Annotated in this window: 23 protein-coding genes; 18 read left to right on the forward strand and 5 right to left on the reverse strand. The window is 55.9% G+C overall.

What is annotated here, in order from left to right; translation table 11 throughout:
* Nucleotides 1-55 precede the first annotated feature (55 nt).
* From AC6IY8_RS02775 to moaC, 10 genes are read left to right on the forward strand one after another with little or no spacing between them, the layout of a single operon-like run.
* Complete coding sequence (locus AC6IY8_RS02775; protein ID WP_497777168.1) at nt 56-529, forward strand: RrF2 family transcriptional regulator; 474 nt, start codon at nt 56-58, stop codon at nt 527-529.
* Nucleotides 519-1,763 carry an IscS subfamily cysteine desulfurase gene (locus AC6IY8_RS02780; RefSeq protein ID WP_497777169.1) on the forward strand — a complete coding sequence of 415 codons (1,245 nt, stop codon included), beginning with the start codon at nt 519-521 and terminating at the stop codon, nt 1,761-1,763. The genes AC6IY8_RS02775 and AC6IY8_RS02780 overlap by 11 nt, the downstream gene beginning before the upstream one ends.
* Nucleotides 1,764-1,803: 40 nt before the next feature.
* The gene (gene iscU, locus AC6IY8_RS02785) at nt 1,804-2,187 is read left to right on the forward strand and encodes a Fe-S cluster assembly scaffold IscU (RefSeq protein ID WP_497777170.1); all 384 of its coding nucleotides are present in this window, start codon (nt 1,804-1,806) and stop codon (nt 2,185-2,187) included.
* 31 nt (nt 2,188-2,218) lie between these two features.
* A complete protein-coding gene (locus AC6IY8_RS02790) occupies nt 2,219-2,575 on the forward strand; it encodes a HesB/IscA family protein (RefSeq protein WP_497777171.1) in 357 nt (118 codons plus the stop codon).
* A 9-nt stretch (nt 2,576-2,584) separates the two neighbouring features.
* Nucleotides 2,585-3,307, forward strand: a complete 723-nt coding sequence (hscB, locus tag AC6IY8_RS02795; protein WP_497777172.1) for a Fe-S protein assembly co-chaperone HscB — start codon at nt 2,585-2,587, stop codon at nt 3,305-3,307.
* Nucleotides 3,308-3,325: 18 nt separating this feature from the next.
* Nucleotides 3,326-5,257: a Fe-S protein assembly chaperone HscA gene (hscA, locus tag AC6IY8_RS02800; RefSeq protein ID WP_497777173.1), complete on the forward strand. Its 1,932-nt coding sequence runs from the start codon at nt 3,326-3,328 to the stop codon at nt 5,255-5,257.
* 33 nt (nt 5,258-5,290) lie between these two features.
* Nucleotides 5,291-5,710: a 2Fe-2S iron-sulfur cluster-binding protein gene (locus AC6IY8_RS02805; RefSeq protein WP_497777174.1), complete on the forward strand. Its 420-nt coding sequence runs from the start codon at nt 5,291-5,293 to the stop codon at nt 5,708-5,710.
* Nucleotides 5,711-5,712: 2 nt separating this feature from the next.
* Complete coding sequence (locus AC6IY8_RS02810; RefSeq protein ID WP_497777175.1) at nt 5,713-5,880, forward strand: hypothetical protein; 168 nt, start codon at nt 5,713-5,715, stop codon at nt 5,878-5,880.
* A 12-nt stretch (nt 5,881-5,892) separates the two neighbouring features.
* Entirely contained in the window at nt 5,893-6,105 is a 213-nt protein-coding gene (gene iscX / locus AC6IY8_RS02815) for a Fe-S cluster assembly protein IscX (protein WP_497777176.1), read from the forward strand.
* Nucleotides 6,102-6,584, forward strand: a complete 483-nt coding sequence (gene moaC / locus AC6IY8_RS02820) for a cyclic pyranopterin monophosphate synthase MoaC (protein ID WP_497777177.1) — start codon at nt 6,102-6,104, stop codon at nt 6,582-6,584. Before iscX ends, moaC begins: the two co-directional genes overlap by 4 nt.
* A gap of 13 nt (nt 6,585-6,597) precedes the next feature.
* Here moaC and AC6IY8_RS02825 read toward each other — a convergent pair whose 3' ends face one another.
* Together AC6IY8_RS02825 and AC6IY8_RS02830 are read right to left on the reverse strand one after the other, a co-directional pair.
* Nucleotides 6,598-7,341: a Stp1/IreP family PP2C-type Ser/Thr phosphatase gene (locus AC6IY8_RS02825; RefSeq protein WP_497777178.1), complete on the reverse strand. Its 744-nt coding sequence runs from the start codon at nt 7,339-7,341 to the stop codon at nt 6,598-6,600.
* Nucleotides 7,342-7,367: 26 nt separating this feature from the next.
* On the reverse strand, nt 7,368-7,934 hold the full coding sequence (locus AC6IY8_RS02830) for a DUF1572 domain-containing protein (RefSeq protein ID WP_497777179.1): 567 nt from the start codon (nt 7,932-7,934) through the stop codon (nt 7,368-7,370).
* 208 nt (nt 7,935-8,142) lie between these two features.
* Here AC6IY8_RS02830 and AC6IY8_RS02835 point away from each other — a divergent pair, with 208 nt between their 5' ends.
* Nucleotides 8,143-8,553: a hypothetical protein gene (locus tag AC6IY8_RS02835; protein WP_497777180.1), complete on the forward strand. Its 411-nt coding sequence runs from the start codon at nt 8,143-8,145 to the stop codon at nt 8,551-8,553.
* Nucleotides 8,554-8,613: 60 nt separating this feature from the next.
* The gene (locus tag AC6IY8_RS02840; RefSeq protein WP_497777181.1) at nt 8,614-8,802 is read left to right on the forward strand and encodes a hypothetical protein; all 189 of its coding nucleotides are present in this window, start codon (nt 8,614-8,616) and stop codon (nt 8,800-8,802) included.
* Nucleotides 8,803-8,874: 72 nt separating this feature from the next.
* Here the strand turns inward: AC6IY8_RS02840 and AC6IY8_RS02845 are convergent, their stop codons facing one another.
* Nucleotides 8,875-9,216 (reverse strand): hypothetical protein, encoded by a 342-nt coding sequence (locus tag AC6IY8_RS02845; RefSeq protein ID WP_497777182.1) that lies wholly within the window; start codon nt 9,214-9,216, stop codon nt 8,875-8,877.
* 275 nt (nt 9,217-9,491) lie between these two features.
* Here AC6IY8_RS02845 and AC6IY8_RS02850 point away from each other — a divergent pair, with 275 nt between their 5' ends.
* Both AC6IY8_RS02850 and cysK read left to right on the forward strand, forming a co-directional pair.
* Nucleotides 9,492-10,394, forward strand: a complete 903-nt coding sequence (locus AC6IY8_RS02850) for an NmrA family NAD(P)-binding protein (RefSeq protein WP_497777183.1) — start codon at nt 9,492-9,494, stop codon at nt 10,392-10,394.
* A gap of 398 nt (nt 10,395-10,792) precedes the next feature.
* Nucleotides 10,793-11,782 (forward strand): cysteine synthase A, encoded by a 990-nt coding sequence (cysK, locus tag AC6IY8_RS02855; RefSeq protein ID WP_497777184.1) that lies wholly within the window; start codon nt 10,793-10,795, stop codon nt 11,780-11,782.
* A gap of 67 nt (nt 11,783-11,849) precedes the next feature.
* Here cysK and AC6IY8_RS02860 read toward each other — a convergent pair whose 3' ends face one another.
* Nucleotides 11,850-12,833, reverse strand: coding sequence for a 3-oxoacyl-ACP synthase III family protein (locus tag AC6IY8_RS02860; RefSeq protein ID WP_497777185.1), 984 nt, complete (start codon nt 12,831-12,833; stop codon nt 11,850-11,852).
* 1,043 nt (nt 12,834-13,876) lie between these two features.
* Here AC6IY8_RS02860 and AC6IY8_RS02865 point away from each other — a divergent pair.
* From AC6IY8_RS02865 to AC6IY8_RS02875, 3 genes are all read left to right on the forward strand, one after another.
* On the forward strand, nt 13,877-14,092 hold the full coding sequence (locus AC6IY8_RS02865) for a DNA-directed RNA polymerase subunit omega (RefSeq protein ID WP_497777186.1): 216 nt from the start codon (nt 13,877-13,879) through the stop codon (nt 14,090-14,092).
* Nucleotides 14,093-14,373: 281 nt separating this feature from the next.
* Nucleotides 14,374-15,624 carry a transcription termination factor Rho gene (gene rho, locus AC6IY8_RS02870; protein ID WP_497777187.1) on the forward strand — a complete coding sequence of 417 codons (1,251 nt, stop codon included), beginning with the start codon at nt 14,374-14,376 and terminating at the stop codon, nt 15,622-15,624.
* 163 nt (nt 15,625-15,787) lie between these two features.
* A complete protein-coding gene (locus AC6IY8_RS02875; protein WP_497777188.1) occupies nt 15,788-16,234 on the forward strand; it encodes a nuclear transport factor 2 family protein in 447 nt (148 codons plus the stop codon).
* 89 nt (nt 16,235-16,323) lie between these two features.
* On the opposite strand, the gene AC6IY8_RS02880 is transcribed toward AC6IY8_RS02875, so the two are convergent.
* Nucleotides 16,324-16,917, reverse strand: coding sequence for a flavodoxin family protein (locus AC6IY8_RS02880; protein ID WP_497777189.1), 594 nt, complete (start codon nt 16,915-16,917; stop codon nt 16,324-16,326).
* A 127-nt stretch (nt 16,918-17,044) separates the two neighbouring features.
* On the opposite strand from AC6IY8_RS02880, the gene AC6IY8_RS02885 reads away from it, so the two are divergent.
* A complete protein-coding gene (locus AC6IY8_RS02885; protein ID WP_497777190.1) occupies nt 17,045-17,890 on the forward strand; it encodes an Mrp/NBP35 family ATP-binding protein in 846 nt (281 codons plus the stop codon).
* Nucleotides 17,891-17,904 lie beyond the last annotated feature (14 nt).

Below are 17,904 nucleotides of genomic sequence, written 5' to 3' on the forward strand. Positions count from 1 at the left end.
GGATTTCCAGACCTATACTTCTATTGGCGACTGAAAAGGTCGGAGATTCGAGTCTATGCTGAAGCTCACCAAGAAAGCCGATTACGGGTTGATCGCGGTACGGCACCTGGCCGGACATGCTGATCTGGGAGCTTGCAGCGCCAAAGACTTGGCCGAGATGTATGGGATTCCGCAGGAGGCGCTGGCAAAGATCCTGCAGCGGCTTGCCCGCAGCAAGCTGCTCGTTTCGCAGCAGGGAACCAACGGCGGATACGTACTGGCGAGAGACGCTCGCCAGATCAGCGCGTTGGAAGTGATCCGCGCCATCGAAGGGCCACTTTTCATCACTTCCTGCAACAACTCAGATAAAGCTTGCGACCAGAGCTCCAAGTGCACGGTGCGCGAGCCATTGCAGAAGGTGAGTCGCGCGATTGAAGACGTGCTCAGCCGATTGACGATCTGGGAGCTGCGCGAGGGCGCAGAAGATTCCAGTCGCCTGGAGCAGGAGCTGGTAAGGATCGAAGTTTCTGGAGGGAATTATGGCGAGTGATTCAGCAGTGAAGCTACCAATCTACATGGACAATCACGCTACCACGCGAACCGATCCGCGGGTGGTTGAGGCCATGCTGCCTTACTTTGGCGAGATCTATGGCAATGCGGCCAGCCGCAATCATGAGTTCGGCTGGGTGGCTGAGCAGGCGGTTGAAAAAGGACGTGAGCAAATTGCCAAGCTGATTGGTGCCACAGCAAAAGAGATCGTGCTGACCTCCGGAGCGACTGAAAGCAACAATCTCGCGATCAAGGGCGTGGCCGAGATGTATCGCGAGAAGGGCAACCACATCATCACGGAAGTGACCGAGCACAAGTGCGTGCTCGATACCTGCAAGCGTCTCGAAAAGCACGGCTATCGCGTTACATATCTCCCCGTTCAGAAAGACGGACGCATCGACCTGAATCAGTTGCAAGACGCCCTGACAGATCAAACCATTCTGGTCTCGATCATGGCAGCCAACAATGAAATCGGCATCCTGCAACCAATCCGCGAAATTGGAAAGCTCTGCCACGAGAAGGGAATCCTGTTCCACTCGGACGCAGTGCAGGCAGCGGGCAAGGTTCCGTTCAACGTCATCGAAGACAACGTCGATCTGGCTTCGGTTTCAGCACACAAGATCTATGGTCCGAAGGGCGTGGGCGCGTTGTACGTGCGCCGGCGCAATCCTCGTGTCCAGCTCGTGGCGCAGATGGATGGTGGCGGACATGAGCGCGGTATGCGCAGTGGAACGCTGAACGTTCCGGGCATCGTTGGAATGGGCAAGGCTTGCGAGTTGGCGCAGCTGGAGATGGCCGAAGAGTCGAAGCGCCTGTTTGCGATGCGCGAAAGCTTGCGCGAGCAGATCATGTCTCAGCTCGATGAAGTTTACGTCAACGGCAGTATGGAGCATCGCCTGCCAGGCAGCGTGAATCTGAGTTTTGCTTACGTGGAAGGCGAATCGTTGTTGATGGGCATCAACGATGTCGCGGTTTCCAGTGGTTCGGCTTGCACCTCTGCGACGCTTGAACCCAGCTATGTTCTGAAGGCTCTGGGTGCGGGCGACGATCTTGCGCACAGCTCGATCCGCTTCGGACTTGGTCGTTTCAATACGCAGGCCGAAGTCGATCATGTGGCCAACAAAGTAGTCGAAGTCGTTAAGCGTTTGCGCGAACTGTCGCCACTCTACGAGATGCACAAAGAAGGCGTTGATCTTACAAAGGTGAAGTGGGCCGCTGAACCGGCGAGCCACTAAACGAGCGGCACTGGCATAGAGATTCTGAAGGAGAACAAGGATGGCTTACAGCGATAAGGTGCTCGATCACTACACCAATCCGCGAAACGTGGGCACGATGGACAAGAGCGCCAGCGAAGTCGGCACTGGACTGGTTGGCGCTCCGGAGTGCGGCGATGTTATGAAGTTGCAGATTCGCGTCAATCCCGAGACGAAGGTCATTGAAGATGCGAAGTTCAAGACCTTCGGGTGTGGTTCGGCGATTGCGTCGTCATCGTTGGCGACCGAGTGGGTGAAGGGCAAGACGGTGGACGAAGCGCTGCAGATCAAGAACACGGACATCGTGAAGGAACTTTCGTTGCCTCCGGTAAAAATTCACTGCTCGGTGCTGGCTGAAGACGCAATTCGTGCCGCTATCTCCGACTGGAAAAAGAAGCAGAGCTAAAGGTTCATCAGGGCTGGAGCCCCAAGTAGAAATGGCAATGGAACAGACTGCGCCCGCACAGGGCATTCACATCACGGAAAAAGCGTTGGAGCACATTCGCACCACCATGCAAAAAGAAGGCATCGCGCCCGACGTTGGAGGATTGCGTCTTGGCGTCCAGGGCGGGGGATGTTCAGGGCTCTCCTACAACATTCGTTTCGATACGCAGCCGCGCGATCGCGATCGCATTTTTCAGTTCGGAGATGTGAGAGTGTTTATCGATCCGAAGTCCTTCATCTACCTCAACGGCATGACCGTGGAGTGGGAAGAGACGCTGATGCGCCGCGGTTTCGTCTTCCATAACCCCAACGCAAAAAAGAGCTGCGGTTGCGGCACGAGCTTCTCCTGAGGAATGACGTTGAGCGATCAACCCAAGGTGGAAACAAAAGCGACCGCAACGTTGCAGGTGATGCAGCCTGATCATCACTATCATCGCTGCTGGTCGTGCGGAGATATGCGCGCTGAGCACTTCTGCGGCGAGTGCGGTCACGTGCAGCCGGCGCGTCCGACTGACTACTTTTCGTTCTTCGGTATGCCCCGCAAGCTGCAACTGGACGAGTCGATGCTAGAGCGTGAGTTCTATGCTCTCAGCCGCAAGCTGCATCCGGACGTGTATTCTCGGGCGAGCGACAAGGAGCAAAGCTGGAGTCTCGAGAAGACTTCGCAACTGAACGACGCCTATCGCACGCTGCGCGATCCGATTGCGCGAACCGAGTACCTTCTGACGCTGCAGGGGATCGCGCTGGAAGAGCAGAGCAAGATCGCAACCGAGATGGCTCGCACAGCAGGACGGGAGAAGAAGCAGGTTGTTCCTGTCGAGTTGCTGGAAGAAGCGTTCGAGCTGAACATGCTCCTCGAAGAAGCGAAGTCCGGCGCAATCGATGACGACCTTCGTGAGCAACTGGTCGCAACTCGTGACTCACTGAGCAAACGTTTAGATGGTATGCAGCAAGAGTTATACGCGGCTTGGCGTAAGTGGGACAGCGGAGATGCAGAAGCTACATCGACGATGGTCGATGTATTGAATCGCCGCGGCTATTTGCGCAACCTTGTACGCGATATCAATGAAGTGCTGAAGTAATTTCTTGGCTCACTCATAATGGCAGAAGATAGAGTTGTTGGAATTGATCTCGGGACTACAAATTCACTGGTAGCGTACATGGGCCAGGGGCCTACGTTGGCGCACCCTGATGCAGCCAAGGGCGTACTCATCATCCCTGGCGAAGATGGCTCACCGCTTGTTCCTTCCGTAGTCGCACTCGATAGCGAGAATCGCTTTCTGATTGGTAATGCGGCGCGTGACGCTCTGCTAAGCTCGCCGGAACGCGCGATCTACAGCGTGAAGCGCCTGATGGGGCGCGGCTTGGAAGATGTGCAGGAGGAGCTCAAGCTGTTCCCGTTTCATCTGGCCGAAGACCTTGTGCCTGGCGAGGTTCTACGCATCCAACTGGGCGATCGCACTTACACGCCTCCGGAAATCTCTGCGCAAATCTTGCGGCAGCTCAAGCGCAATGCTGAGCGGTTCTTCGGGGCGCCGGTGAAGCAGGCCGTGATCACTGTGCCTGCATATTTCAACGATGCGCAACGCCAAGCGACCAAGGACGCGGGACGCATCGCAGGACTGGAAGTGCTTCGGCTCGTCAATGAGCCCACGGCGGCATCGCTCGCCTACGGCCTTGATCGCAAACAGAATGGCACTATCGCTGTTTACGACTTCGGCGGCGGAACATTCGACATTTCGATCCTGAAGCTGAAAGATGGAATCTTTGAGGTGATCGCCACGAATGGAGACACGCATCTCGGCGGCGACGACATCGATAACCTGCTGATTGCGGTAGCCGTGGACGACATCGCGGGCGATCTCGGCGTGGATGTCCGCAAACACCCCGAGGCTATTCAGCAGATTCGACGTGCAGTGATCGAAGCGAAAATCGCACTTTCGGCGCAGGACGCCGCGGATATCGAAGTAGAGTTGCCAGGCGGTAAGCTCTATCAGCGCAGAATCACGCGCGAGATGCTCGAGCAGATGATCGCGCCGATTGTGGACCGCACTCTGGGGCCCTGCCGTCAGGCGTTGGCGGACGCTGGATTGAGCGCCGATCAGGTAGATGAAGTCGTGCTTGTCGGCGGGTCCACGCGAATTCCGTTGGTTCGCCAAAAGGTGGAGGCGCTCTTCGGGCGCAAGCCGCACACCGAGCTGAATCCTGATGAGGTTGTCGCGCTGGGCGCCGCGGTGCAGGCGAACATTCTTGCGGGTGGTTCGACTGAGACCAAAGACATGCTGCTGCTTGACGTGACTCCGCTTTCGCTTGGAATCGAGGCGCTGGGTGGAGTAACTGCCAAGATCATCCATCGCAACTCGACAATTCCTGCGAGCGCTACCGAGCACTTCACGACTGGCGTCGAAGGACAGACTTCTGTCGCAATTCATGTATTGCAGGGTGAACGCGAACTTGCGAAGGACTGTCGATCGCTGGCGCGATTTGATCTGAAGGGAGTTCCTCCGATGCCGGCGGGATTGCCACGCATTGAAGTGCGCTTCCTGATCGATGCCAACGGAATTCTCCATGTGTCGGCGCGTGAGCAACGCAGCGGCAAAGAAGCTGAAATTCAGGTGCAGCCAAGTTATGGACTCACCGATGAACAGGTCGAGAACATGATTCTAGATTCGTTCGACAATGCCGAGAAGGATTTCGCAGAGCGCCAGTTGATCGAGGCGCGCAATGAGGCGGAGACGATCCTGACTGCTCTCGAGAAGGGCCGCAACAATCCTGCGTGGCAGCAACTAACGGATGACGAGCGAAGCAGGATTGATGAACTCGAGGCCAGGTTGAAAGCCGCAGCTGCGGGCACTGACTATCAACAGGTGCGCAGAAGTATTGACGAGTTGAACCAGGCAACCATGCATCTTGCGGAGTTGATGATGGACGCGGCGGTAAGCAGCGCGCTTCGCGGCAAGAATATGGAGACCACCGATGTCGGCCAGGGCCCGACGGCACCTCATCCGATCGGTAAGGCTGAGTTCAACTAAATCGACGTATATCGATATTGAAAGGACGCAAGAATGCTTGATGTGAAGCCGGAATCGGCTGGCGATAAGACCGAACTTGGTCCGAATACCGTGCGGCTGACGTTTCTTCCCAGCGGAAAAAGCGTGGAATTCGAGACTGGCAAACTGCCCTACCAGGACCATGGAAAGCCGCAGTCGATTCTGGACATTGCTATGAACTTCGGCCTGCATCTCGAACATGCGTGTGGTGGAAACTGCGCATGTACGACGTGCCACGTTGTGGTGAAAAAAGGCAAGGAGCTGCTGAACGAGTTGAGCGAGGAAGAGGCTGACAAACTGGATACAGCCGCCGATTTGCAACTCAACTCGCGTCTAGGCTGCCAGGCGGTGATCGAAAAGCCTGGGGAAGTCGTCGTCGAGATACCGTCATGGAATCGCAACTACATAAGCGAGGGCGGCGGAAGTACGCTGTAGGCATGAAGCCGTTGATAGCGGTCCTGCTGCTTGTTGAAGCCTTGCTGGTTGCAGGCACGATGAGCCATCGGCCCGAGAGCAATGCGGAGGTGTTGTTGCTGGCATGCAACTCCGTGCTACTCATCTGGAGCCTCACTCGACTGCGCCGAAAACCTTCCTGCTGCCGCTAATGTGGAGGAAAGATGAAAGAACTGCATTGGACTGACTCGGAAGACATCGGAATTGAGCTTTACGAGAAGTATCCGGAAATGGATCCTCTCACGATCCGCTTCACCGAACTGCACCGGCTTGTGTCCGAGTTGGAGAACTTTGCCGACGATCCTCAGGCGTCAAATGAAGGAAAACTCGAGGCCATTCAAATGGCCTGGTACGACGAATGGAAAGATTCGCAATGAACGAATTCACACATCTCGATGAGAAGGGTCTGCCTCGCATGGTGGACGTCAGTGCCAAGCAGGAAACACTTCGGCAGGCGGATGCAGAGGCAGTGCTTTGGGTCGGTCACGAGGTTATGAGTGCCATTCGCGACGGCCGCACGCCAAAAGGAAACATTTATGAGACGGCGCGCATTGCCGGCGTTATGGGAGCGAAGAAAACCTCAGAGCTGATTCCGCTGTGTCATCCGCTGAACCTGACGCATGTGTCCGTAGACATGGAACCGTTGGAAGATCGCATTGTGATTCGGACAGTGGCGCGGACCCATGGAGCAACAGGCGTTGAGATGGAGGCGCTCACAGCCGCATCTGTCGCAGGATTGACGCTATACGACATGTTGAAAGCGTTGTCTAAAAAGATGCGTTTGGAAGGGCTTCGTCTGGTTGCCAAGTCAGGCGGACGCAGCGGAGATTATCGCGCGGAATCATGGCAGAAATAGTTGAACAACTCGCTCAGGGTTGATCGACGAGGCGGACGAGCAGGCAGGTGATATTGTCGCTCCCGCCTCCGTCTTTTGCTGCCTTGATCAGCCGATTGCATGCTTCCGTGATGTTCGCAGAGGACTCGATCAGATCCAGTATGCGGTTGTCGTCGATATGGCGAGTCAGGCCATCAGTTGTCAGCAGTAAAGTATCGTTTGCTTTCAGCGCTACTTGAGCGACGTCGGGGCGCACAGTATCTTCTGCTCCCAGCGCGCGCAGAATGATGTTCTGCACGACGGATTGCTGTGCCTCCTCCATGCTCATCAGTCCGTTGCGGACGCCTTCCATCACCAGGGAATGATCCGTGGTGAGCAACTCGATTTGGTGTTCGCGAATGAGGTAGATACGGCTGTCGCCCACGTGGGCGATGCTGGCGTCCGCGCCGTCCCATACCGCTGCTGCAATTGTGCATCCCATTCCAGCGTGTCCGGGAGTTCGTGCTGCGGCTCTTCGTATGCGCTCATTGGCGAAAGTGATCGCGTTTTGCAATTCGTCTGCGGAGCGCGCTCGCCTCTCGTCTGATCCTCCGTTGCGGAAGTAGTCGAGTACGGTGCGCACGGCCATTCCGCTGGCGACCTCTCCTGCGGCATGGCCACCCATGCCGTCGCACACAACGAATAATCCAGCCGCGGTGTCGTAATCGAAGCTGTCTTCGTTGTTGCTGCGGACGCAGCCTACATCGGTTTTTCCTGCTGCTTGGAGCGCCAATGCCATATGGCCTTCTTGGGATGTGCCAATCTCTATCGCTGGCTCTGTTCTCCTGATTTTACCCGTTGAGTGAACTCGAGTGAGCGATTCCGTGGAACGGAAAGCGACTTCCAATCTGATGCGCAAAAGTGTTTGGCCAGGAAAACAATCTGCCCGCAATGATAGGCGTAGTGTGCAAGCTGTCGGTTGATGGCCTGCATTACCGAGTGCGCTTCACCGCGGATGGTGATGGTTCGCGTGAGGTCGGCATCGGTCAAAGGTTCGATGGCGGCGAACACGAGGTGCCAGCCTTCCTCCCAGCTTTTGAGCAACTCGGCTCTCGTCGCGCATGGCTCCCTGAATTCGCTGTCGCGGTTGCGATCCGCTTTCTCGCCGTCGGTGGTCAGGAAGTTGGTCCAGCGCGATCGCATATTGCCCGTGAGATGTTTGACGATAAGCGCGATGGAGTTCATCTCTTGATCCAGTGCCATGCAGAGCTGTTCGTCTGACACTTGAGCCATCGCGCCCTCAGCCAATTTCTTGTAATAGCCGAACAGAGCCAACGAGTCCTCAATGTAAGACGTGGTGAAATGCAGAGCCATGCTGGAGTGGTATGCCATGAACCCCGGATTGAGTTGTACGGCAACTGCAAAGCTTCAGAACTATTCCGTCTGGGAATCGGGCGGAGCCGTGGCGCTACTCAGTGATCTAAGTAGCAGAGGTAAGTAGATCATAGTAGCCGCAGAGGAGGTACTTACGTTCAGAATTGGATTAGCTCTCAGCTAAATCAATCTTCGCCGGGATTACTCCCGCATCCGAGGCGATCAGGTGCCTAAAGCCAGACTCGCGCACATCTGCGCCATATTTGTCCTGTTGCTATGCGCGCTGCCGTTGCATGCGCAAGAGTTTCAACCGAAGCACAAGTTCTTCGACACCCGAAATATCACGTTGTGGTCCGGCGTTGCCGTGGCTCATGCCATGGACTGCGATTCCACCTGGCAAATGCTTGATTCCGGCGCGGGACGCGAGGTTGAACTGCCTCCGTCGCTTGCTCGCTCGCGCGTCCAGATGACACTGTTTTCCATTGGAGTTGTTGGAGCGCAAATCGGCGGGAGCTATCTGCTGCATCGATTAGGCTGGCACAAAGCCGAGCGCTGGACGAGCTCCGTGCACATGGGTGCGACGGCGATTACTGCTTTTCATAATTATCGGCTCAGGCCACGATACGTAATTGAGTGAAAGTCTTCGAGCGAAACGCTGTTTCCGGAGGATAATAGGGCGCCAGAAGGAGAAGACGTCATGAGTTCGCCCGATAATCTCACACCCGCGCCTCCAGAAGAGAACGCGCGAGAACACGTGGCAGAAGCTCACCAGCAGCTCACGAACTTGCGTGAACGCCTGGGACAGCACCCCGAACTCGATGAAGCTATCATGGAGCTGGAACTCGCGTTGAGTGCATTGACGATCCAGACCGGCGGTTTGCTTTAAAGCATTAATACAAAAACCCCTTCAGCATTGCGTCTGAAGGGGTTTTTGCAAACTCAACTCATGAAATTTGGATTAGTGGCGATGCCAGCCCCGGCCCTCGTAGCCACGACCCACATAGCGGCCTTCGTACACACGCCCTCTGTACGGGTATCCGCGCCATCCGCGATAGCGCCAGCCATATCCTCGATCTACGACAACGTAACCGGACGGGTAAACATAACTCGGTGCGTATGTAACGTAGGGCTCCGGATAGACGTATGCGGGTGGCGGAGGTGGCGGCGCCACGACATATCCGTAAGCCGGACGAACTCCGATTCCGATGCCAACCGAAACCTGTGCGCTTGCCTTGGGGGGCGCGGCAAGGGCGAACACGAGAACCAAACCAAAAAGGGCTAAAACCGTTTTCTTCATCATGCTCCGATACCTCGTTGCTCTGAGTAAATGAACCCGGCTCGCGCGAAAAGTTTCGCTCAGCATTCAGAGTTTTTGATTCCGCGCACATTCCTTTCATACTGCATTTGGATAAGCCAACCGGTGCCGGCAAAGCCTGGGCGTTCAGACGGTCTTCCTTTGCGTGCATGCATATTCACTTCCGCTGCGGTCGGCGTGCGATTAGAGCTTTGACATGGCGTAATTTGTCGTTTTGCACGCATCTAACCGCGGACACCCCACATGCGGAGGATGCTCTTATGTACGTCGTTACTGGTATTACCGGCAATACTGGCAGTGTAGTTGCGGAACATTTGCTCGCGGCAGGGAAGAAGGTTCGAGGCGTAAGCCGAACGGCAGGTCGTCTCACCCCATGGGCGGCGAAAGGCTGCGACGCAGCCGTGGCGGATCTGACAAACAGGGAAGCGCTGGCGGAGGCCTTTGATGGTGCGCAGGGAGTCTATGTCATGATCCCTCCAGAGCCTGCCGGACCTGATTACCGATTACATCAGAAGGCAGTGATCGAAGCTGTGGGCTCAGCACTTCGTCGTGCGAAGGTGGACTGCGTTGTAACCCTGAGCAGCGTAGGTGCCGACAAGCCGGAGAAGACCGGCCCAGTCGTGGGACTGCACGAGTTAGAGGAGTGCCTCAACAGCATTGCGGGGCTGAACGTGTTGCACCTCCGCGCCGGATACTTCATGGAGAACACGCTGATGCAGGTTGGCATCATTCAGACCCTTGGTTGCGCAGCAGGCCCGCTTTTGCCTGAATTGAAGATTCCCATGATTGCAGCGCACGACATTGGTGTCGCAGCGGCTGAAGCTCTGCTCACTCCTGACTTCAAGTCGCACAGCACTCGCGAACTTCTCGGCCCTCGCGATGTCACGATGGAAGAGGTCGCATCCATCATCGGAGGCGCAATCGATCGCCCTGATCTGAATTATGTTCAGGCACCACGCGATCAAGTGCTTGAGGCGCTGGTCAGGATGGGGATGCAGCCCGACATGGCCTCCCTCATTCTCGAGATGGCTGCGGCAATGAACACCGGCTTTATGAAGGCAATGGAGCCACGCAGCGCACGAAACACCACGCCGACTACTTACGAGCAATGGGTCGAACAGAAGTTCGCTCCCCATTACAAGAGAGCCAGGGCCGCAGCCTAATTGTTTGGAGTCGCATCAGTTTGCATGCAGCGGTTTAGGAAGGGTGAATCGTCGAGCGCCGGCCCGAGCAAGGTGAGCACTGTTGACGACAGGAGCAGAAAAGGGCTATAAATCAGACATCGTGATCGTTTGCTGCCATATCTGTCGCGCATGTTCCTGCTGTTGTTGCGGGGCGCGGCCCTCTGGCGTAAACGAGATCGTGAAATAGAGCTATTCAGCAGAAATTCACGACCCGCCGCCAGGGATACTGGCTGGCGGGTTTTTTATTTTGACCAAACATCGTCGTGGCGCATCGGTAAATTGAGCCTCCGTGGAATTCCCTGCAGAGCGAACTCAGTTGCGAATCGCCGGCAGGCAAAGTGATGCGGTTCCGCCCAGGGCGGGCCAGAGGAGATGAAATGGCAATTGCAAACAGCGTTACCGAGTTGATTGGAAAAACCCCGCTGCTTTACTTGAACAAGATGGCTAAAGGGACCGCCGCGCGCGTGGCCTTAAAGCTGGAAAGTCAGAATCCGCTCGCCAGTGTGAAAGACCGCATCGGCATTGCGCTGATTGAGGCGGCCGAGCGTGAAGGAAAGATCCAGCCGGGCAAGACGGTGCTCATCGAACCCACGAGCGGGAACACCGGTATCGGTTTGGCTTTTGTCGCTGCCGTGAAGGGTTATGAACTGATCCTCACAATGCCTGACACGATGAGTCTTGAGCGCCGCGTTCTGTTGCTGGCTTTTGGGGCGAAGATCGTGCTGACGCCTGGCCCCAACGGTATGAAGGGCGCAGTCGCGAAGGCCGAAGAGATTTTGGCCAAAACGCCCAATGGCTTCATGCCGCAGCAGTTCAATAATCCCGCCAATCCCCAGATTCACTACAACACCACGGGCCCCGAAATCTGGAACGACACCGAAGGCAATGTGGACATCTTGATCTCAGGCGTCGGTACGGGGGGAACCCTGACGGGTGTGGCGCGCTACATCAAGGAGCGTAAGCCGGAATTCAAGGCGATCGCCGTTGAACCCACGGACAGTCCAGTGCTGTCGGGTGGCAAGCCGGGCCCGCACAAAATTCAGGGGATCGGCGCAGGATTTGTGCCCAAGGTGTTGGACACGAATCTGATCGATGAAGTCATTCAGGTGTCGAACGACAATGCGCTGGAATTTGCTCGCCGCTTGCCGAAGGAGGAAGGTCTGTTGGTTGGCATTTCCGCCGGAGCTGCGGTGTACGCGGCATTGCAGGTAGCCAAGCGCCCCGAGAACGCAGGCAAGCTGATTGTGGCAATTATCCCGAGCTTTGGCGAGCGTTACCTCAGCACGGTGTTGTTCGAAGAACTGCGCAAAGAAGCCCAGGCGCTCCCGACTTCGCCTCTTCCCGAGGTTGTCGCTCCCAAGGTGTAAGCAGAGTTATTGCAAAATCAAAAAGTCCCAGCCATGCGCTGGGACTTTGTTTTTGATAATGTGAAGCCTAGTTACGCGAGATGCGCATTCCACCCCAGGCGAGTCCTGAGCCGACCACTGCCATGTGGATCACAGAATTCTGCAACTCATCCCAGTGCTGCGAAAGCACGCTGGGGGCGCCTGCCGCGCCACAATTGCCAAAATTGGCCACGTTGGCGTAATGATTTTCCGGCGCGATTGAGGTGCGCTTGCAGACGTTCTCAAGCATCCTCAGGTTGGCCTGGTGTCCGATGAACACCTGGCGACGGCTCTCATCTGGGGGCAGGGAAGCCTGCAGGCTCTTTACGAGATTGGTCGTGGTGCGAATGGCAAAAACCTGCACCGCATGTCCGTCCTGCGCGAAATGACCACCGGTGGGAATAGTAATCTGATGCTGTCCCGCGGGATCGCACCCGAAGGTAGTTTCAGAAATGACTGAGGGAGCAGGCACTCGGGCGGAGACGATAGCTGCCGTTGCGGCATCTCCAAACAGAACTGCCTGGCGACGATCGCTGTAATCGATGCTGCGTGTGAAGGTCTCGCTGTTCACCACCAGCACAAAATCTGGCAGTGCTTCCGGCTTCATCTGGTCCAGCACATGAATTTGCGATGCGAAGGTCGAGCAGGCTGATTGCAGGTCGAAACATTTCGCCGGGATACCCAACGCGTTTGCTACGCGACTCGAGTCGGCGGGAATCTGCATCTCGGGCGAGCAACCGCCGGAGACCACCATTCCGATCTGCTCGGCTTTCAGTCCGGCACGTTGCAACGCGAGTTCCGCGGCTCGCACCGACATCTGCGTAGGGGTCGTGTGCGCAGCTTCGGCCGCCGCACGAGGGTCGCGATTGCGTGTTGAACGCAGATAGTCCAGCGGCAGAGTGGTCCGCCGCTCAACGATGCCGACGCGATCCTCGATCCATTTCACGTCCACTCCAATGTCGAGTGATGAAAGGAAGTGATTGTCGAGAACCGTCTCGGGATGGAAATGTCCAAGAGCGTGGAGGTACAGCAAAAGTGTCTCCTGTACCCGTTAAGATCCCTGCCGATGTTGCTGGGTATTGTCGAGTCCTTGGCCGCGGCCCGCGCGATGGGCGCACGGACGCTGACTACGGTGGACACTTCGATCCGGCAGATTGCAACGGGTCAATATCCTGAGTCTAGCGGAGTGGGGCGCTTGGATCAAATGCACATTGCGCCTGCTCAGGATGTTATGACAAAAGTATTACTCCACAGCGACCGACGTTGCTGAGGCGCTAACACGTGCGGATGTCAAGCGAAGAACAAACGTTTTCTGCGGAGGTTTTCAACACGAATGTGGAAATGGAGGTGTAAAACGGGGAGGAGCATTCTTCAAACCTTGTCGCTAAAGGGGCTTGTCCAATTTGCACATTTTGAGGTGCACCGGTCGGCACTGTCTGGCATCGCTCTTTTGAGCGATGCTGAATTCGTCCTGATCGAGTCGCCACCGGAGAGTCCCTGACGTTCTGTCTTCCGCTCAAGGTAGATATCTGCCGTTCAATGCATGTCTAACCCGTTGAGTAGCGCAGAATGCAATACAAGTGTTAGCATCAGTTGTGCGTTGCGCGGTCAGTTATCGAGACGTCACGAGAGATTTCGGCAGGGACTGTTGGCGATTCTGGTCCAAATTCCAGAGAATCAATAACATAACTTAACAAAAAGAATTGTTGACCTTTGGCCCTGCAAAGTTTTAATGTACGAATTGTCGGTAGCACCGCAGAGAGCTTGAGCGGTTCTTAATCGTATCTCTTTTGGCCCAGATTCCAAGGGTAGCAAGACCCCTCCAAGCAAAACCGATATTCACAGGGAGGTCGTTCTCCCTGCGCGTTCTGGAGTTCAGGACAGGTTGACCACGTCAATTTTTCCGCGATTGGGCTGGAGTTTTCGAGCTTGAGCGACGAACCTCAGGTACTTCGCATCTCAAGCAGAGGGTGATTTAGAACGGAGCGGCCGACTGCTTGATTATGCACTCACAGTCAGGGCAATTTTGAACTCTGGACATTAGGACAGTCGCAGGTCAGTACATAAGGAGAAGTTATGCGTTCAGACAAAGTCTTTGAAGCTTTACACACACTGCAGAATCGTTATATGCTCTGCCAGATTGCTTCCAAGGCGACACGTAAGTTTCACAAGCCGAATACCCGCATTCAGGACACCACGAATGATGTCTTGAACCGTATCTCCGACAACGAGCGCGATAACGTTATGGCCGAGCCGGAGAATGTGAACGACGCCCAGCGTCGAGCGGCATAGCAGCTACTAGTGGACTTCGTACCTTGCGGCGGTCGCAGTTTTGCGACAGCTGCAAGGGAATAGCCTCTCGGAACATTCGCATCAAATACATTCATAACGTACTAATTAGAGAGTTGTAGCTCCAATTCGCAACATCTGTGAACGCCCATCCGGCCATTTAGAAGTACAGGCTGGTTCCCATCCAAATGGTTGCTTGTTAGCGAGCCACGATTAACAGTAGCCAGATTTCCCGCGCCTGAAGGCGCACCAATCCCCCCTCTCGAAACATTCCGTAGGTGGACATGACGATCGCTGAACTCAAAGAAAAAAACATCACCGAGCTGACTAAGATAGCTCGCGAGCTCGACCTCCCCGGTGCGAGCGGACTCCGTAAGCAGGACCTCATTTTCAAAATCCTGCAGGCCCAAAGCGAAAAAGAAGGGCACATCTTCGCCGAAGGCGTCCTGGAGATTCTCCCCGACGGATATGGCTTCCTCCGCTCTCCTGATTACAACTACCTGCCCGGCCCCGATGACATCTACGTCTCGCCCTCTCAGATCCGCAAGTTCGATTTGAAGACCGGCGACACGGTGAGCGGCCAGGTGCGCCCTCCGCATGAAGGCGAGAAGTATTTCGCGCTGGTAAAGATTGAAGCGGTCAACTTCGAGTCTCCGGACGAGGCCCGCAACAAGATCCTGTTCGACAACCTGACGCCGCTTTATCCGCAGGAGCGGCTGAAGCTGGAAACTGTACGCGACAACATGAGCGCTCGCGTGATGGACATGCTGATCCCGATCGGCAAGGGCCAGCGCGGTCTTATCGTCGCTCCGCCGCGTACCGGCAAAACGATGTTGTTGCAGAACATCGCCAACTCGATCACGTCCAATCATCCCGAGGTTGTTCTCATCGTTCTGCTCATCGACGAACGTCCAGAAGAAGTTACGGATATGCAGCGTTCGGTGAAGGGCGAGGTTATCAGCTCGACGTTTGACGAGCCCGCTGCCCGTCACGTGCAGGTGGCCGAGATGGTCATCGAGAAAGCCAAGCGCCTTGTCGAGCACAAGCGCGACGTGGTGATCCTGCTTGACTCGATCACTCGTCTGGCACGTGCCTATAACACAATCGTTCCGCCTTCGGGCAAGGTCCTCTCCGGTGGTGTTGACTCCAACGCTCTACAGCGGCCGAAACGCTTCTTTGGTGCGGCCCGCAACATCGAAGAGGGTGGCTCGCTGACGATCATCGCCACGGCCCTCATCGAAACCGGCAGCCGCATGGACGACGTGATCTTCGAAGAGTTCAAAGGCACCGGCAACATGGAAGTCATTCTCGACCGCAAGCTCAGCGATAAGCGTGTGTTCCCGGCCATCGATATCCAGCGCTCGGGCACTCGTAAGGAAGAACTGCTTCAGGTGAAGGAAGACTTGCAACGCATCTGGGTGCTGCGTCGCGTTCTCAATCCGCTCTCGCCGGTCGAAGCGATGGAATTGCTCATCGACAAGCTCAGCAAGACGCGTGCGAATGGCGACTTCCTGGCCAATATGAGCAGCCTTTAACGTCGTTTCTTTCGAAAACTGAAATGCCCGGCTTCGGCCGGGCGTGTTTTTTGGAATTTCTTCCGCGCTTTCAGCTCTCGATTTCTTCGCGCTCCCGTTGTTAGTTTGGCATCAAAGGCGTCCAAGTGGGCCAACTCTGTACACGCATTCTGGAAGGGATCGTATGAAACGTTTAGCGGTATCTCTTTTGTTTGCCCTATGCGCTGCCTCATTCCCGGCTGCGGTCGCCGCCGCCGGTGAGGATACAGTCGCCGCCATCACAAAGCTCGAAAACGACGGGGTGAAAGCCGATCTCGCTGGAGATTCCAGTTTCTACGACAAGCTGTTAGCCAATGACTGGACTGGCGGAACGAGTCGCGGAACATTCGACACCAAGCAGTCCTTCATGGCTGATATGAAGGACCCGAAAAGCAAGATGAACAGCGAGAAGATCAGTGACATCAAGGTGCGCTCTTATGGAGACGTTGCGGTTGCGACCTACACGAACACCTACGACGCCCTGATGAAAGGCAAGCACTATGCTCGCACTGTCGTCTGCACCGACGTGTTCCAGAAGCAAAGTGGGGACTGGAAGCAAATCGCCAACCACTGCTCGATGGGCGTTAAGTAGAGATGAATAGGGAGCTAGAGGACTGCTGAAGCAATGGCTTGAAGCGTCCCTGCAATGCCCGGCTTCGGCCGGGCGTTTGTTGTTAAAGACTAGAGACTTGCTCCAATCGCTTTTGCTTTCTGAATTGTGCGGGCCGAGATCCTTGGTTCATGGCTCTGCGCTGCAAGTCCGATCCAGAGCTTGGCGACAATATGTGCTCCCAGGCATTCCGCAGCCATGCGCAGTGCTCGCGGAGCCCGCGTCGCAACGTTCATGAAAAATCGCGGTGCAGCCATCGAAGCGACCAACACAGCTTTGCGCGGATGTTCTTTCGATCGCCATTTAGGGGCGGGCTGTCCCCAGGGCCAGTACGCCGAACCGATGAGTCTCTCCAGAAATGTTCTGAACACAGCCGTCGTGTTGTAGAAATTCACTGGAGAGGCCAGTACCAGGGCGTCTGCTCGATGCAACTCAGAAAGCACATCCACAAGGTCGTCTTGGATGACGCATTCCCCTCGTACCGGGCTTTCCTGCTGGGTGCAGGCGCGGCAGTTGCGGCAATATTCAATGTGCTGATCGATGAGGTAGATCTTTTTCGTTTCGGCGCCGTTTTCACGGGCTCCGCTTAGAACGGCATCTACTGCGGTGTCGACAGTTCCGCCTTTACGGTAGCTGCCAACGACGGCAACCACTCTCTTGGACATTGTCTTCTCCTGTTGGGCTGCATTTTACTGCAGGACGGGCCAAAGTCTCAGTGATACCGCTTATGTGGCTTCCCGGTATAATCAAGCGTTGCAACAAATCCCTGCTTGTTAGGACGCATCCTTGCACATGCATGCACATTCAGGCGGCCCGCAACAGCCCGAGGGTCCGCAGTCAATTCCCGGTATCAAGTCCATCATCGCGGTAGGCTCCGGAAAAGGTGGCGTTGGAAAAACCACGCTTTCGGTGAATCTCGCGCTGGCCCTCGCGCGGCTCGGTCACAAGGTCGGATTGCTTGATGCTGATATCTACGGCCCGAACGTTCCCCTCATGCTGGGCTCAAGCGGCGATCCTCAGTTGACGGATGACAATCGCATCATTCCCGCCGAGCGTTATGGCGTGAAGGTGATCTCGGTCGGCTATCTGAATCCCGGTGACAAGCCGCTAGTTTGGCGCGGACCCATGCTGCATTCGGTCATTCGTCAGTTCCTGGGACAGGTCGCATGGGGCGAACTAGATTTTCTGATCATCGATCTTCCGCCGGGCACGGGCGATGTCGTCATCTCCCTCACGCAAACGGTACCGCTGACCGGCGCCATCGTTGTCACCACTCCGTCTGATGTCTCGTTGCAGGACGCGCGCAAGGCAATTGAGATGTTCAACCAGGTTCGAGTTGAGCTGTTGGGCATTGCCGAGAATATGAGCTACTTCGTTTGCCCCCACTGCAATCACGAGATTGATGTGTTCTCCACGGGCGGAGGAGAGCGTGTTGCCAAGCAGTTTGGCGTTCCGTTCCTCGGACGCATTGAGTTGGACCCGACGATTCGCCAGGGCGGAGACTCCGGACATCCCGTTGCACTCGCCGGAGAGCAGGCCAACAATGCCAAGAGCCTTTTTGCTTTTGCACGCAAAGTGCTGGCGCGTGCCGAAGAGGTGAAGAGCGCGAGTGGCGGCAGCATTCTGAGCATCGACTGACAGAAGGCCATCAA

The organism is Koromonas soli, from assembly GCF_059726265.1.

Excerpts from the sequence above, each read along its gene's own strand:
- AC6IY8_RS02845 (WP_497777182.1), bottom strand. The coding sequence starts at position 9,216 with ATGATGAAGAAAACGGTTTTAGCCCTTTTTGGTTTGGTTCTCGTGTTC.
- cysK (WP_497777184.1), top strand. The coding sequence starts at position 10,793 with ATGGCAATTGCAAACAGCGTTACCGAGTTGATTGGAAAAACCCCGCTG.
- AC6IY8_RS02865 (WP_497777186.1), top strand. The coding sequence starts at position 13,877 with ATGCGTTCAGACAAAGTCTTTGAAGCTTTACACACACTGCAGAATCGT.
- AC6IY8_RS02840 (WP_497777181.1), top strand. The coding sequence starts at position 8,614 with ATGAGTTCGCCCGATAATCTCACACCCGCGCCTCCAGAAGAGAACGCG.
- AC6IY8_RS02830 (WP_497777179.1), bottom strand. The coding sequence starts at position 7,934 with ATGGCATACCACTCCAGCATGGCTCTGCATTTCACCACGTCTTACATT.
- AC6IY8_RS02775 (WP_497777168.1), top strand. The coding sequence starts at position 56 with ATGCTGAAGCTCACCAAGAAAGCCGATTACGGGTTGATCGCGGTACGG.
- moaC (WP_497777177.1), top strand. The coding sequence starts at position 6,102 with ATGAACGAATTCACACATCTCGATGAGAAGGGTCTGCCTCGCATGGTG.
- rho (WP_497777187.1), top strand. The coding sequence starts at position 14,374 with ATGACGATCGCTGAACTCAAAGAAAAAAACATCACCGAGCTGACTAAG.
- iscU (WP_497777170.1), top strand. The coding sequence starts at position 1,804 with ATGGCTTACAGCGATAAGGTGCTCGATCACTACACCAATCCGCGAAAC.
- AC6IY8_RS02810 (WP_497777175.1), top strand. The coding sequence starts at position 5,713 with ATGAAGCCGTTGATAGCGGTCCTGCTGCTTGTTGAAGCCTTGCTGGTT.
- AC6IY8_RS02825 (WP_497777178.1), bottom strand. The coding sequence starts at position 7,341 with ATGGCATTGGCGCTCCAAGCAGCAGGAAAAACCGATGTAGGCTGCGTC.
- AC6IY8_RS02880 (WP_497777189.1), bottom strand. The coding sequence starts at position 16,917 with ATGTCCAAGAGAGTGGTTGCCGTCGTTGGCAGCTACCGTAAAGGCGGA.
- AC6IY8_RS02850 (WP_497777183.1), top strand. The coding sequence starts at position 9,492 with ATGTACGTCGTTACTGGTATTACCGGCAATACTGGCAGTGTAGTTGCG.
- AC6IY8_RS02790 (WP_497777171.1), top strand. The coding sequence starts at position 2,219 with ATGGCAATGGAACAGACTGCGCCCGCACAGGGCATTCACATCACGGAA.
- hscA (WP_497777173.1), top strand. The coding sequence starts at position 3,326 with ATGGCAGAAGATAGAGTTGTTGGAATTGATCTCGGGACTACAAATTCA.
- iscX (WP_497777176.1), top strand. The coding sequence starts at position 5,893 with ATGAAAGAACTGCATTGGACTGACTCGGAAGACATCGGAATTGAGCTT.
- AC6IY8_RS02780 (WP_497777169.1), top strand. The coding sequence starts at position 519 with ATGGCGAGTGATTCAGCAGTGAAGCTACCAATCTACATGGACAATCAC.
- AC6IY8_RS02875 (WP_497777188.1), top strand. The coding sequence starts at position 15,788 with ATGAAACGTTTAGCGGTATCTCTTTTGTTTGCCCTATGCGCTGCCTCA.
- AC6IY8_RS02885 (WP_497777190.1), top strand. The coding sequence starts at position 17,045 with ATGCATGCACATTCAGGCGGCCCGCAACAGCCCGAGGGTCCGCAGTCA.
- AC6IY8_RS02805 (WP_497777174.1), top strand. The coding sequence starts at position 5,291 with ATGCTTGATGTGAAGCCGGAATCGGCTGGCGATAAGACCGAACTTGGT.